This window comes from Xanthomonas sp. CFBP 7698 (assembly GCF_003600855.1).
Taxonomy (GTDB): Bacteria; Pseudomonadota; Gammaproteobacteria; order Xanthomonadales; family Xanthomonadaceae; genus Xanthomonas; species Xanthomonas cannabis.
The window spans coordinates 1-14,354 of sequence record NZ_PRDN01000006.1 but is presented as its reverse complement, the minus strand read 5'-3'; the positions used below and the strand labels follow the sequence as shown (position 1 = coordinate 14,354).

At 59.0% G+C, this 14,354-nt stretch carries 11 protein-coding genes; all 11 read left to right on the top strand.

Annotation, left to right across the window (positions count from 1 at the left end):
- The first annotated feature begins 143 nt into the window (after positions 1-143).
- Positions 144-1,514, top strand: a complete 1,371-nt coding sequence (locus XnspCFBP7698_RS18455) for a pyridoxal-phosphate dependent enzyme (RefSeq protein WP_039403582.1) — start codon at positions 144-146, stop codon at positions 1,512-1,514.
- 102 nt (positions 1,515-1,616) lie between these two features.
- Entirely contained in the window at positions 1,617-2,816 is a 1,200-nt protein-coding gene (locus tag XnspCFBP7698_RS18450) for a cystathionine gamma-synthase (RefSeq protein WP_104581749.1), read from the top strand.
- A complete protein-coding gene (locus tag XnspCFBP7698_RS18445; RefSeq protein ID WP_104581748.1) occupies positions 2,813-4,192 on the top strand; it encodes a glycosyltransferase family 4 protein in 1,380 nt (459 codons plus the stop codon). The genes XnspCFBP7698_RS18450 and XnspCFBP7698_RS18445 overlap by 4 nt, the downstream gene beginning before the upstream one ends.
- A 91-nt stretch (positions 4,193-4,283) precedes the next feature.
- Positions 4,284-5,069, top strand: coding sequence for an ABC transporter permease (locus XnspCFBP7698_RS18440; RefSeq protein WP_184375384.1), 786 nt, complete (start codon positions 4,284-4,286; stop codon positions 5,067-5,069).
- Entirely contained in the window at positions 5,066-6,352 is a 1,287-nt protein-coding gene (locus XnspCFBP7698_RS18435; protein ID WP_104581746.1) for an ABC transporter ATP-binding protein, read from the top strand. The genes XnspCFBP7698_RS18440 and XnspCFBP7698_RS18435 overlap by 4 nt, the downstream gene beginning before the upstream one ends.
- A 39-nt stretch (positions 6,353-6,391) precedes the next feature.
- Positions 6,392-8,680 (top strand): methyltransferase domain-containing protein, encoded by a 2,289-nt coding sequence (locus tag XnspCFBP7698_RS18430; RefSeq protein ID WP_233549026.1) that lies wholly within the window; start codon positions 6,392-6,394, stop codon positions 8,678-8,680.
- Positions 8,681-8,729: 49 nt separating this feature from the next.
- Positions 8,730-9,791, top strand: coding sequence for a glycosyltransferase (locus XnspCFBP7698_RS18425; RefSeq protein WP_104581744.1), 1,062 nt, complete (start codon positions 8,730-8,732; stop codon positions 9,789-9,791).
- 20 nt (positions 9,792-9,811) lie between these two features.
- On the top strand, positions 9,812-11,560 hold the full coding sequence (locus XnspCFBP7698_RS18420; protein ID WP_104581743.1) for a glycosyltransferase: 1,749 nt from the start codon (positions 9,812-9,814) through the stop codon (positions 11,558-11,560).
- A gap of 35 nt (positions 11,561-11,595) precedes the next feature.
- Positions 11,596-12,195 (top strand): glycosyltransferase, encoded by a 600-nt coding sequence (locus XnspCFBP7698_RS18415; RefSeq protein WP_221197657.1) that lies wholly within the window; start codon positions 11,596-11,598, stop codon positions 12,193-12,195.
- A gap of 77 nt (positions 12,196-12,272) precedes the next feature.
- On the top strand, positions 12,273-13,307 hold the full coding sequence (gene gmd / locus XnspCFBP7698_RS18410; RefSeq protein ID WP_104581741.1) for a GDP-mannose 4,6-dehydratase: 1,035 nt from the start codon (positions 12,273-12,275) through the stop codon (positions 13,305-13,307).
- The gene (locus XnspCFBP7698_RS18405; RefSeq protein ID WP_104581740.1) at positions 13,291-14,241 is read left to right on the top strand and encodes an NAD-dependent epimerase/dehydratase family protein; all 951 of its coding nucleotides are present in this window, start codon (positions 13,291-13,293) and stop codon (positions 14,239-14,241) included. Before gmd ends, XnspCFBP7698_RS18405 begins: the two co-directional genes overlap by 17 nt.
- The last annotated feature ends 113 nt before the right edge of the window (positions 14,242-14,354 follow it).

Genomic DNA, 14,354 nt, shown 5'->3' with positions numbered 1-14,354 from the left:
GCGCCGGTTGTTGCATGTTGCCAGGGCGGTTGAGCACGTTTGTTCATGGGGGCGCGCAATCGCTTCACGCCTGAATGAGCATTCCCCGCCGGTTCGTCGGATAATGACCGGTCTAGCCCGCGCGGCGCAGCGACGATATCCCGATGGCGATTCATTCCTCCGTACTCGAACTGATTGGCAACACGCCGATCGTCAAGGCCCAGCGCCTGGACACCGGCGTCTGCGAGCTGTTCCTCAAGCTGGAGGCGAACAATCCCGGCGGATCGATCAAGGACCGCATCGGCCTGTCGATGATCGAGGCAGCTGAGCAGCGCGGCGACCTGAAGCCCGGCGCCACCCTGGTGGAAGGCACCGCCGGCAATACCGGCCTGGGTCTGGCCCTGGTGGCGCAGCAGAAGGGCTACCAGCTGATCCTGGTGGTGCCGGACAAGATGAGCCGCGAGAAGATCTTCAATCTCAAGGCCATGGGCGCCAACGTGGTGCTGACCCGCTCGGACGTGGCCAAGGGCCACCCGGAGTACTACCAGGACCTGGCCGCCAAGATCGCCGCCGAGACCCCGGGCGCCTACTTCATCAACCAGTTCGGCAATCCGGACAACCCGGCCGCGCACGAATTCGGCACCGGCCCGGAAATCCTGGCGCAGATGGACGGCCAGCTGGACGCGATCGTGTTCGGCTGCGGCAGCTCCGGCACCATGACCGGCCTGTCGCGCGCGTTCGCCAGCGCCTCGCCGCACACCGAACTGGTGCTGGCCGACCCGGTCGGCTCGATCCTGACCCAGTACATCGAAGAGGGCACGGTTAGCGAAAAGTCCGGCAGCTGGCTGGTCGAAGGCATCGGCGAGGATTTCCTGCCGGATATCTCCGACTTCACGCGCGTCAAGAAGGCCTATTCCATCAGCGATGCGGAGAGCTTCCATACCGCGCGCGAGCTGCTGGCTAAGGAGGGCATCCTCGGTGGCTCGTCCACCGGCACCTTGCTGGCCGCTGCGCTGAAGTACTGCCGCGAGCAGACCACGCCCAAGCGCGTGCTGGTGTTCGTCTGCGACACCGGCAACAAGTACCTGTCGAAGATGTACAACGACTACTGGATGCTGGACAACGGTTTTTTGGAACGCCCGCAGCACGGCGACCTGCGCGACCTGATCCTGCGTCCGTACAACAAGCGCGACACCGTCGTGGTCGGCCCGAAGGACCTGCTGACCACCGCGTATCAGCGCATGAAGCTGTACGACGTCTCGCAGCTGCCGGTGATCGACGACGGCGAGCTGGTCGGCATCGTCGACGAGAGCGACGTGCTGCTGCATGTGTATGGCGACGAAGCGCGCTTCCGCGACCCGATTTCCACTGCCATGGTCAGCAAGCTCGATCGCCTGGATGTCGCGTCGCCGATCGAAGCGCTGCTGCCGGTGTTCGACCGCGGCCAGGTCGCCATCGTCATGGACGGCAAGCAGTTCCTGGGCCTGATCACCCGTATCGACCTGCTCAACTACCTGCGCCGCCGCGTGCAGTGATCGCATGCAGTGATCAGCCAGCGCCGCGCGCCCGGATGAGACGCGCGGCACCGGCCATTCAGACCTGCTTGCTACAATCCGCCACTTTTTCCGGGAACCTCCATGTCCAATCGCACCACCAACAGCCATGATGGCGAGCGCGCACTGTCGCTCGCGACGCTGGCGATCCATGGAGGGCAGTCGCCGGATCCCAGCACCGGGGCGGTGATGCCGCCGATCTATGCGACGTCCACCTATGCGCAGTCCAGCCCGGGCGAGCATCAGGGTTTCGAGTACTCGCGCACCCACAACCCCACGCGCTTTGCCTATGAGCGCTGTGTCGCATCGCTGGAAGGGGGCACGCGTGCATTCGCCTTCGCCTCCGGCATGGCCGCCACCTCCACGGTGATGGAACTGCTGGATGCCGGCAACCACGTCGTAGCGATGGACGATCTGTACGGCGGCACCTTCCGTCTGTTCGAGCGCGTGCGCCGTCGCACCGCCGGCCTGGATTTCAGCTTCGTCGATCTGACCGACGCGGCCGCCTTCGAAGCCGCGATCCGCCCCGACACCAAGATGGTGTGGATCGAAACCCCGACCAACCCGATGCTCAAGCTGGTCGACATCGCCGCCATCGCTGCGATCGCGCGCAAGCACGGTCTGCTGATCGTGGTCGACAACACTTTCGCCTCGCCGATGCTGCAACGCCCGCTCAGCCTGGGCGCCGACATCGTCGTGCACTCGGCCACCAAGTACCTCAACGGTCACTCGGACATGGTGGGCGGCATCGCCGTGGTCGGCGACAACACCGAACTGGCCGAACAACTGGCGTTCCTGCAGAACTCCATCGGCGGCGTCCAGGGCCCGTTCGACAGCTTCCTCGCGTTGCGTGGATTGAAGACGTTGCCGCTGCGCATGCGCGCGCATTGCGAAAACGCTCTGGCGCTGGCGCAGTGGCTGGAGACGCATCCCGCGATCGAGAAGGTGATCTACCCCGGCCTGCCTTCGCACCCGCAGCACGCGCTCGCGAAAAGCCAGATGTACGGCTTCGGCGGCATCGTCTCGATCGTCCTCAAGGGCGGCTTCGACGCGGCCAAGCGTTTCTGCGAGAAGACCGAACTGTTCACCCTGGCCGAATCGCTGGGCGGCGTGGAAAGCCTGGTGAACCATCCAGCCGTCATGACGCACGCCTCCATCCCCGTGGCCCGCCGCGACCAGCTTGGTATCAGCGATGCGCTGGTAAGGCTGAGTGTGGGGGTTGAGGATGTGGGGGATTTGCGGGGGGATTTGGAGCGGGCCCTTGAGGCATTCCGTTCTCCATGACTGCGTCGCCGCAACGACAGGACTTCTTCGCTTACTGGCGGAGCGGGCTGGCCGGCCTTCGCCTGCAGTCGTGGGTACGCCAACAGTCCTGGTTGCAGCGGATCTATCGCGTTTTTCCGCAGAAGTGGCGTGACCGCGTTTCTTCCACACTATCCGCCCGCTCTTTGGTTCAAACGCGGTTCCAGCGCACGGATGCCTGGAAGCTGAACTCAAAAGGCGCTGACGCTCCCCCGCCGATGAACGCTGATTTCTCCGTCACCGAGATTCCATCGGTGGGGATCAACATTGTCGGCTATCTCCGTGGCGACTTCGGGTTGGCGGAGAGTGCAAGGATGTATGCGCGTGCGCTGATCAGCGCTGGCGTGCCCGTATCGTTGTATGACCTAGACATGGGGCTTCCGCACTCCTGGGACGACCGGAGCCTGGATGGTCTCATCGACCAGCGCATGCCGCATCAGGTCACCGTCGTCTTCGTCAATCCCGACTACCTGGAAGCCGCGTTCGAGAAGATCGGCCGGGCCCGCATGGAAGGACATTACGTCATTGCATGCTGGTTCTGGGAACTTGAGGTGATTCCGCCAAGTTGGCTGAGCGCCATTGCACTGGTGGACGAGATCATGGTGGCCTCACGATTTATAGAGGATGCATTCCGCAGCGTGACTGACAAACCGATCATACGACTCCCGCTGCCGCTCTCCGATCAGCGTGATAGTGGATTGCAGAGACAGGACTTTGGGCTGGAGCCAGAAACCTTCGTCTTTCTTTTCACTTTTGATTTCCACTCTTTCGTGGCCAGGAAAAATCCCCAGGCCGTGGTCAATGCATTCAGGCATGCGTTTCCCGACGATCGTGACGATGTGTGTCTCGTCGTGAAATCCAGCAATGGCCATATGTACCCCGAACAGATGGCAGAACTCCTGAGCCTGGTCGCGGCAGACAAGCGGATCCTGCTGCGGGACGAGGTGATCGACAGGATGCATGTGCGCGCGCTGCAGCGATGCTGTGACGTATATGTATCGCTGCATCGGGCCGAAGGCTTCGGGTTGGGGCTTGCTGAGTGCATGTCGCTCGGCAAGCCGGTCATCGCGACGGGCTGGTCGGGCAACATGGAGTTCATGACGGACAGCAACTCCTGCCTCGTAGACTACGACCTTGTGCCGGTTGCGGGCCGATATCCGGAGTCGGATGGCGCGCGCTGGGCAGAGCCGAGCATCGCATCTGCGGCAGCTGCCATGCGTCGGCTCGCGGACGACCCGTCACAGTCGCGGCGGCTGGGCGAAGCAGCCAGGGCCGATATCTCCACAAGGCTTGCTCCCCGAAGCGTAGCGGAGCATCTACTTGCAAGGGCTGCGAACGTGGTCGCGTCAACGCACTGACGGTGACTTTTTTGTCGATCCTGTGATGTAGCGATCTGATTACCCCGCTTCACCAAAGTAGTGAACACTTTCAGAGGTAGCAACGTTGGACATGATCCGGTCCGTATGGGCCTTCCGATACTTCATCCTGTCGTCGATCAGGAATGACCTGCGTCTGCGCTTCCTGCGCAGCAAACTCGGTGCATTGTGGATGATCATCCACCCGCTCATGCAGGTGCTGATCTTTGCGACGATTCTTTCCGAGGTGCTGGCCGCGAAGCTGCCAGGGGTCAATAACAAGTTTGCTTACGCACTGTATCTGATGGCCGGAACGCTTTGCTGGACCCTGTTTGCCGAATGCATTGGCAAGTGTGTTTCATTGTTCGTGGATAACGGCAATTTGATGAAGAAGCAGGCCTTCCCGCGGATATGTCTCCCACTCATTGCCGGCGGCACCGTCATGGTGAACAACCTGTTGCTGTTCCTGGCAATCATCATCGTGTTCGCGATCCTGGGGCACACCCTGGGGCCGCAGGCAGCCTGGCTGCCGCTGCTGATGCTGCTGACGTTGGCTTTCTCGATGTCGATTGGATTGCTGCTCGGCGTCTTCAATGTCTTCGTGCGTGACATCGGGCAGGTCGTGCCGGTCGTTCTGCAGGCAATGTTCTGGGTGACGCCTATCGTTTACACCATCGATATCCTTCCCGCGCAGACCCAGGAACTCTTCAAGCTCAATCCCCTGTTCCCGCTTGTCAGCGCTTATCAGGGAGTACTTCTTTACGGACGTTCCCCGGCGTGGATCGAGCTTGTCCCGCTCATGGTGGCGACCCTCGTCCTATGTGTCCTGTCCTTGGTTGTTTTTCGCCGCGCGAGCGCCGAAATGGTGGATGCCCTATGAGCCCGGTGTTGATGGTTGAAGGGCTTGGCAAATCCTACCGGGTTTGGGGTAGCGAGTGGCTACGCGCTGCCAACTGGTTCGGGTTGAAGGTCACGCCGCGAGAGGAGCACTGGGTTCTGCGGAATGTCGGGTTCTCGGTCGCTCCGGGCGAGTCGATCGGAATCATGGGGCGCAATGGCGCCGGAAAGAGCACATTGCTCAAGCTGATCACCGGTACGTCGCAACCGACCGAAGGACGAATCGTCCGGCATGGCCGCATCGCCGCGATTCTTGAGCTCGGCATGGGTTTCAATCCGGACCTGAGTGGCCGGGAGAATGCCAGGCATTCTGCCGGGCTCATGGGTTACACATTGGAACAAATCGACAAGGTGTTGCCCGAGATACAGGAGTTTTCCGAGATCGGGGAATACTTCGATGAGCCGGTACGCACTTACTCAAGCGGTATGCAGGTGCGCGTCGCGTTTGCGGTGGCCACCGCATTTCGGCCCGATATACTCATTGTCGACGAAGCATTGTCGGTGGGCGATGCGTATTTTCAGGCGAAGTGTTTCAAGCGCATCCAGTCTTACAAGGACGAGGGAATGACACTCATCCTGGTCAGTCACGCGGTCGGAGATGTTGTCAAACACTGCGATCGTGCCATTTTGATCAAGGACGGTAGCGTTCATGCCGATGGTCCATCGCGTGAGGTGTCGAACCTTTATCTGGACGAGTTGTTCGGCAAGAAGCCTGCATCGCTTCAAGCACAGGCAGATGATGCACCAGGCCAGATGCAGGCTGGTAACGAGGATATCTTCCATACGCGCCCTTACTACAATGCCGGTGAACATCGCTGGGGGCAGGGCGGTGCGCGAATACTTGATTATGTCGTTGTCAGCGGCGGGGAGGAATTTCCTGCTCGCGTAGAGAGCGGTACCAGGACGGTATTTTACGTCAAGATCGCCTTCGATCAGGATTTTGACAGTGTAGTGCCGGGGTTTTTGATCAAAACCCTCGAGGGTCTATTCCTCTATGGCACCAACTCCTTCCTTTCCAGTGAGGGGCGGTCCGGGATTTCGGTAAAAGCAGGGCAGGTAATCGTCTGCAAGTTCAGCATGCCTCTCGACCTCAATGAAGCGAACTATCTGGTCTCGCTCGGCATTTCCAGTGGTGACCCTCTCGTGGAATTGACGCCGCTGGATCGTCGTTACGACGCCATCGTGCTGAATGTCGCAAGAGGGATGCAGTTCTGGGGGATGATGGACCTCAAGGCCGATTTCGAAATCGTAGAAGCGTTGTCATGACGGCGTCAGGATCTACCAACACATCAGAGAACATCAGTCATGACTGAAACAATGCATATTGGCGCGCGGGTGGCAGCTCTGCCTGAGAAATATCAGCCGATTTTCGGACACCCCGAGCTTTCGGAGGGAAGTTCGCGCGGCTGCGAAGACAGGTTCGTGCTGATTCGCGAGTGCGCGCAAAAGCTCCAGGGAGAGCTTGGTCGCCCGCTGCGGGTGCTGGATCTGGGCTGCGCGCAGGGATTTTTTTCCCTCAGCCTCGCGGCGGACGGGCATCAGGTTCACGGTGTGGACTTTCTGGATCTCAACGTCGATGTGTGCCAAGCGTTGGCCCAGGAACATCCGATGTTCGCTGCGTCTTTCGAGCACGGTACCGTAGAAGACGTTATCGCGCGGCTTGATCCAGACCAGTACGACTTCGTCCTTGGGTTGAGTGTCTTTCACCATCTGGTGCATTCCCAGGGAATTGCCCGGGTGGCTGGATTATGCCGCAAGCTCTCCGAAGTCACGGACGCCGGAATCTTCGAGCTGGCATTGCGTGAGGAGCCGCTGTACTGGGGCCCCTCTTTGCCGCACGACCCCGCGGAGCTGTTGACCGATTATGCTTTCACCAGATTGTTGTCGAGGCAGGCAACCCATCTGTCTTCGATTTCCAGGCCGCTGTACTTCGCCAGCAGCAAGTTCTGGTATGTGGGTGAGGCTGTCGGCAGGTTCAGTTCCTGGTCGGGCGAGGCGCATGCCTATGGACGAGGAACGCATCAGTACAGCAGGCGCTATTATTTCGGCGACAAGGTGTTCGTCAAGAAGATGACGATGGGCATCGGTGGTCGCGCCGAAATAAATTGGCAGGAATTCAATAATGAGGTCGAGTTTCTCAGAAATCCTCCTGCATCGTATCCCGTACCAAGGCTGATCGCGGCCTTGGACGATGCATCGGACTTGTTCCTCGTCAGGGAGATGGACGACGGACGCCTGCTTTCGGAGTTGATTGATGACGGCTCTCCCTATGATCCGGATAAAGTGGTCTCCGAGTTGCTTGAGCAATTGGTAATGCTCGAGCGCGTGGGTCTCTATCACAATGACGTGCGCTGCTGGAATGTTCTGATTACGCAGGAAGGCAAGGCAGTTCTGATCGACTACGGCGCCATTTCTGCCGAAGCCACCGACTGCTCCTGGCTCGGCGATCTGTTGTTGTCTTTCCTGATTACGGTCAAGGAAATCCTGCAGCGTCGCATCGTCCCGGCCAGCCCCGGTCGGGAGCCGGCCCTGGACTTCATGACGCTTCCGCCGCGTTATCGCAATGCATTCATCCAGGCATTCGGAAGTGATCAAGCGCGCTGGACGTTTGCAGAGCTCCAGGAGTGCCTAGCGCGTTCCGAATCCGTCGCGCTACATGCGCCAGAGTGGACTTCGCTTTATAGCCACATGCAACAGGCGCTGCTGAGCTACAACACACGCCTTGGAGCGCTCTATACGCAGAATGAGCATGACCGTGTTGAGCTTGCGGCACGCGCATCCTTGATTGAGCGCCTGCAAGTCGGTGCTAAGCAGGCCCAGGACAAGCTTGCAACCCTTCAGCTGGAAGCAGAGACAGCCGATAACCGCTACCGCGATCTGGAAAAGGTTAGTAGCGAACTGCAGGAGTGGGCAAAAGATCTGGAAAAGCGCACTGCCGAAGCCGAGGACAGGGAGAAGCAGCTCAATAAGGGCATGGCGGATCGCGAGGCCGAGAACGCAAGGCTCGTCTCGCAGATTTCGGTGCTCGAGTCCGAGCTGGAAGAGCGTCAACGGGTTCGTGAACTGTCGGAATTGCTTGCCGCTGACCTCAGTCGACTGGTTGAGGAACGCGATGGCATGCAGGCCAGCATGTCGGAGATGGAGCGCGTCAACACGCAGCAGCAGTCAACCATCGACGAACTGCAGGCGAAAATTGTTTCTCTGGTTGAGCGCATCAATAGGTCGGAGACTGCCGGCGCCACGGACGCACGCAGGGTGAAGGAGCTGCAGCTGGATCTGTCCCATCGCTTGAAGGCCCTCGAGGACGCACGTAGCCGCATTCGTGAACTTGAGTTGGCAGTGGATATGCTGGAGGGCCAGATCGGAGAGCTTCATACGAGTCGCTCATGGCGTGTGACAGCACCTTTGAGATGGGTCACCATGAAGGTGACCAAGCGTGGCGGACCTCTCGTGGTTCATGCACCACAGCGCCTGGAACGCACAGAGCCTGTGCTTGTGGAGGATGAGGTGGCAACGCCCGCCGATGTGGCAATCGACAAGCAGCTGGCAGCGCTGGATCAGTTGGGTAGCCGGATCAGGAAATCGAAGAAATAAGGACAGGGATTGCAATGTACCGGCAAGGACATCATGAAGGGGAATGTAGGTGAAGAGAGTTATTGTGCTTGGCGCGCAGGTGCCATTTATCAGAGGCGGCGCGGAGCTGCTTAACGAAGAGCTTGTCAAGCAGATCAATCTGTGGGGCAAACAGCGCCAGGTCGTCGCAGAGCTGGTGCAGTTGCCTTATAAGTGGTATCCAGAAACAGAAATTCTGTCTTCCATGCTCGCATGGAGACTGTTGAATTTGAACGAAAGCAATGGTCAGAAGATCGACCTGTGCATCTGCACCAAGTATCCGACCTATGCCGCCTCGCATGCCAATAAGGCGCTTTGGCTCGTGCATCAGCATCGGGTGCTCTACGACCTGGAACGCACGCGGTTCGATCAGCCCCACCTGACCGCGAAGGATTCAGCGGTGCGTGATGCCCTGCGCGCCTCCGATCGCGAGCTGCTGGCGGAGATCGAGCCGCGCTACACCATTTCTCAGACGGTTACCGACCGTCTGCAGCAGTACAGCGGTTTGGGCTCCGAGGTTCTCTATCCGCCGTCGAAGCTGGCGCCATTCATCACCTCGGGAGACTATGGCGACTACGTGCTGTGTATCGGTCGTCTTGAGTTGATGAAGCGTCCCGACCTGCTGATCCGGGCCGCGAAGCATGTCCCCCATGCCAAGGTGGTCATCGCCGGAACCGGTGCCAGCGAGTATGCCCACTCTCTGGCACCGCTGATCCGCGAGCTGGGCCTGACGGATCGCGTCGAACTTGCAGGTTTCGTGGAAGACGAGAAGCTGCTCGAGCTGATTGCCAACTGCCGTGCGGTCTTCTACTCGCCGGTGGATGAGGATTACGGATTTGCGACGTTGGAAAGTTTCGCCGCCTACAAGCCGGTCATTACGGTTGACGATAGCGGTGAGGTGGGTAGGATCGTCGAGTCCACCGGCAGCGGTTGGGTCACAAGTCCTACGCCAGAGGCGATCGCTGAAAGCCTGCTTGATTGTTATGAGAAAGGACCGGCGCAACTTCGTGCATTGGCCGAGGCTGGACAGCACATGAGTACCTCCATTACCTGGGATCGCGTGATAAGCAATCTGGTGGAGAGCCGGCTTTGAGTACGCCGTTTCGCATCGCGATGGTTGGGCCGCATCCTCCGGAACGCTCAGGCATTGCTGAGTACACGGCAGGACTGTCGAATTTGCTGCGCGACCAGGGCATGCAAGTCGATGCATTTACCCTGGAAGATCTTACTCGCCTCGGTGTGAGCGTCGCCGTCGGCAGATTGCTTGACGCAGATGCGATCGTTTACCAAATGGGGAACCACCCGGCGTTTCACGGCTGGATGCTGCCCTTGATGGCAGCAGCGCCGGGGATCGTGCATTTGCATGACCTCGTATTGCATCACATGGCGGCCGGAGTGCTAAACGACGAAGGCCGTCTACTCAACGGCGACTATCTGGGTCTGCTGGATAAGTGGTGCTCGGTCACTGATGTCCGGACCGCGAGTCTGGCGCTTCGTAGTGGATCGCCTGTATGGAATCGGGAAGACGTAGTTCGTTTCCCGCTGCACCAAGTGGCGACGAAGCTGGCCATCGAGGTGGTGGTTCATTCACAGTATGCGGCCGATCGCGTCAACAGAGATTTTCCCTGGCTTCCCGTCACGGTAGTGCCACAGCTGTACCCAGTCGTTGCTCCGCACCGCGTCCGCGACGGCCTTCGTACCATCGCATTATTAGGTGGTGGACAGGCCAATCGCCGCTTCGACTGGGTCGTGCAGGCACTGGCGATGATCGACGCCGATCTGGGTAAACCCATCACGCTGGAGATTGCCGGCCAGGTGGAAGCGGCCGTACTCTTACAGTTGGAAACTCTTGCCGACCTGCGCAACGTGCGATTGGTCAACCATGGTCATGTCGATGATGATCAGTTCTGGGGGGTATTCGAGCGCGCGGACCTGATGATAGCGTTGCGCCAACCGACGATGGGCGAGGCTTCGGCAGTCGTGTGCAAGGCAATGCAAGCTGGCCTTCCGAGCGTCGTATCCGATCACGGGTGGTACGCAGAACTGCCCGCTTCGGTCAGGAAGCTCGCGCCGGACACGGAGTGCCCGCAGGCCCTTGCCGCATTGCTGCGCCAACTGGCACTTGACCCGGCAGCTTACGCCGCATGGGCTGAAGAGTGCTCCGATGCAGCAAGGCGGCCGGCGCTAGATCCATATGTCGCTACCAAGCAGTATGCACGCCTGCTGAGACGGCATTGTGTCGTCTCCGATTTCAGGGACCGGGTTGCCGATGCAGTCGTGAGCCTGAAGGTCGAAATCGACTCGCCGCTTGCCGAAGAGTTGCATCGAATTGATGTGCTGAGCAGCCTGCGTGGGGACCGCTGGGTTAACCCAGCCCTGGCAGCATTGAAGGATCAAGAACTGGATTCGCATGCGCGTGTAGTGGGGGCAACAGTGGGACCCTATCCCTACAGTGAGCCACTGCCGGAAGAGGCCTTTCAGGGGCAAGCTGTCGTTGCTGAGCAGGAGGTGCTAGTTGCCGAGCCGTCCAGCATAATCTCCTTGCGTGTCGAATTGACCAACAACAGCGCATACTCCTGGTTCAGTCCGCTCGGTCACGTACTGCGGCCGTTCGGCATTTACCTTGGACACTTCTGGATTCATGCAGAAACACCGACGGCAGTAGCCGAGCAGCCTCGTCATTTTATTCTCGATGCGGTCGCGCCGATGTCTTCTTCGGTCCACGATCTCACCGTCCGCGCTCCGGCAGTTGCAGGTGACTATTACCTGGAGATTGATCTAGTCCAGGAGTCGGTCTGCTGGTTCAAAAGCCGTGGCTTCTCACCGGCCCGACTTCTCATTCGAGTAGAAGCCGCTCAATAATGAGCGGCGCACTCATCCACCACAGGTCCTTATCCATGAAAAATAGTATGAAATCCCCTGTTTCCTTCGGTTCAGTTGCCGTACTTGCAACGGTAATCGCGTTCACTGGCTGCTCAAAGGCCCCGGAGGCAGAACAGCCAGTGAAGGCTGAGCCGCAGCAGGCTGCCCAGACTACCGAGGCCGGCGGCATGTCGACTCCGCTGACGCAAGAGCAGGTCGGCGCACGCTACGCCATTGCCTCGGAACCGGTACTGGTCAATAACGGCGAACTGGTGCGGATTGCGGTGTCTGTCACCAATTCGGGCAAGGTCGTGATCAACTCCAAGGGTACACTGCCGGTCAATCTCGCCATCTCCCTGGTGGATGATTCCGGCAATTTCTCGAATCGGGACTTCCTGCGCGCGCCGCTTCCTGCCGAGGGCATTCCGGCGGGTGGTTCCGCTGAGGTGGTCGCAGATGTACCCAGCCAGGCAGTGATTGGGAAAACGCTGCGATTCGGCCTCGTCCAGGAATCGGTGGCGTGGTATAGCGACTTCAAGGTGGATTCGCTCGATTATGGTCCCCTGACTTCGTGCCAGGACCAGGGCAAGGAAACGGTTTGCGGTGCAGGCGGAAAGCCTTTGGCCACGCGCTGAGACTCCACGATCAGAGGAAAGAGCCGCGTTAATTCTCGGCTTGATTCCAGAATTTATAAGTAAACAAGAGAGGGATGATGAAAACTGCGTTGATTACCGGCATTTCCGGCCAAGACGGTGCCTACTTGGCCCAGCTGTTGTTGGATAAAGGCTACCGCGTGTTCGGCACATATCGCCGTACCAGTTCGGTCAATTTCTGGCGAATCGAAGAGGTGGGAATTGCAAACCATCCCAATTTGCACCTGATCGAGTACGACCTGACCGACCTTGGTTCGAGCATCCGTATGCTTGAAAGCACGGGCGCCACCGAGGTGTACAACCTGGCGGCCCAAAGTTTCGTGGGCGTGTCGTTCGACCAGCCGACGACGACCGCGCACATCACCGGTATCGGCCCGGTGCACCTGCTGGAAGCCATTCGGCAGGTGAACAAGGACATTCGGTTTTACCAGGCCTCGACATCGGAAATGTTTGGCAAGGTGCAGGCGGTCCCGCAGATCGAAAGCACGCCGTTCTATCCTCGCAGCCCTTATGGCGTTGCGAAGCTGTATGCGCATTGGATGACGGTCAATTATCGTGAGAGCTATGGCATCTTCGGCTCCAGCGGGATTTTGTTCAATCATGAAAGCCCGCTGCGCGGCCGCGAATTTGTGACGCGCAAGATCACCGATTCGGTGGCCAAGATCAAACTCGGGCGGTTGGAATGCCTAGAGCTGGGCAATCTGGATGCCAAGCGCGATTGGGGATTTGCGCGCGAGTACGTGGAAGGGATGTGGCGCATGCTTCAGGCCGCTGAGCCGGACACTTTTGTTCTGGCAACAAATCGCACTGAAACCGTCCGTGATTTTGTCAGTATGGCTTTCAAGGGAGCCGGAATTGATGTTGAATTCCGCGGCAAGGATGCAGATGAAACTGCAGTGGATGTCGCTACCGGCAAGGTGGTGATGCGCATCAACGCGAAATTCCACCGCCCTGCAGAAGTGGACCTGTTGATCGGCGATCCTGAGAAGGCGACGCGCGTCCTCGGCTGGAAGCCTGAAACCACGCTGGAGCAGCTCTGCCAGATGATGGTCGAGGCCGACCTCAAGAGGAACGCGCATGGCTTCTCGTTCTGATCTGAACGGCAAGCGCGTCCTGGTCAGCGGAGCGTCCGGGTTCACCGGGCGCTATCTGACCCAGGAACTCAAAGAGCAGGGCTGCACCGTGATCGGAGTGGGAACCCGTACGGAAAGCGCGGGTTCGGCCGTTACAGACGAGTTTCTGCCGATGGACCTGCGCGATGCGGCGGATGTTGCGCGCGTCGTTGCAGAGGTTGACGCCGACTACGTCGTCCACTTGGCTGCGGTGGCCTTCGTCGGACATGGCGAGGCCGACGATTTCTATCATGTCAATCTGATCGGAACGCGTAACCTACTGCAGGCGCTGGCCTCCGCCCGACGCCGTCCAGAGAGGGTGCTGATTGCCAGTAGCGCAAATGTCTATGGTAATGCGACCGAGGGTGTCATCGAGGAATCGGTAAAGCCAGCTCCGGCGAACGATTACGCGGTAAGCAAGCTCGCCATGGAATACGTGGTAAGGCTGTGGCATGAGCGTCTTCCGTTGGTGATCACGCGCCCGTTCAACTACACCGGCGTCGGTCAGTCAGCCAATTTTCTAGTGCCGAAAATTGTTTCCCACTTCGCATCGCGAGCTCCTGCAATAGAGCTCGGCAATACCGAGGTGTGGCGTGATTTCGGAGACGTCAGGTCGGTCGTGCTGGCCTATCGGCAGCTTTTGCAGACACCTGATGCCGATGGACAAACCGTCAATGTATGTTCCGGGGCTGCCAGTTCGTTGGGTGACATCATCAGGATCTGCTCGGAAATCACCGGACACCGGATCGATGTGCAGGTGAACCCCGCATTTGTTCGTCAGAACGAAGTCAAGAAACTGCTTGGCAGCAATGCGAAATTGCAGAGCCTGATCGGTGAGTGGCGTTGCCCGCCACTGGAAGACACGTTGCGGTGGATGCTTGAGAGTGCAAGTCAAAGTAGCTTGAGAGTAGACTAAATCGTATAACTAACAAAATAGCAAAGCCTCGCTCTCAGAGGGTAATCCCCCCACAGGTTAGCTGACGCCAGAAGTGGAATTTTCTCGTACCCTTTTCCGAGGAGGTTCCATGA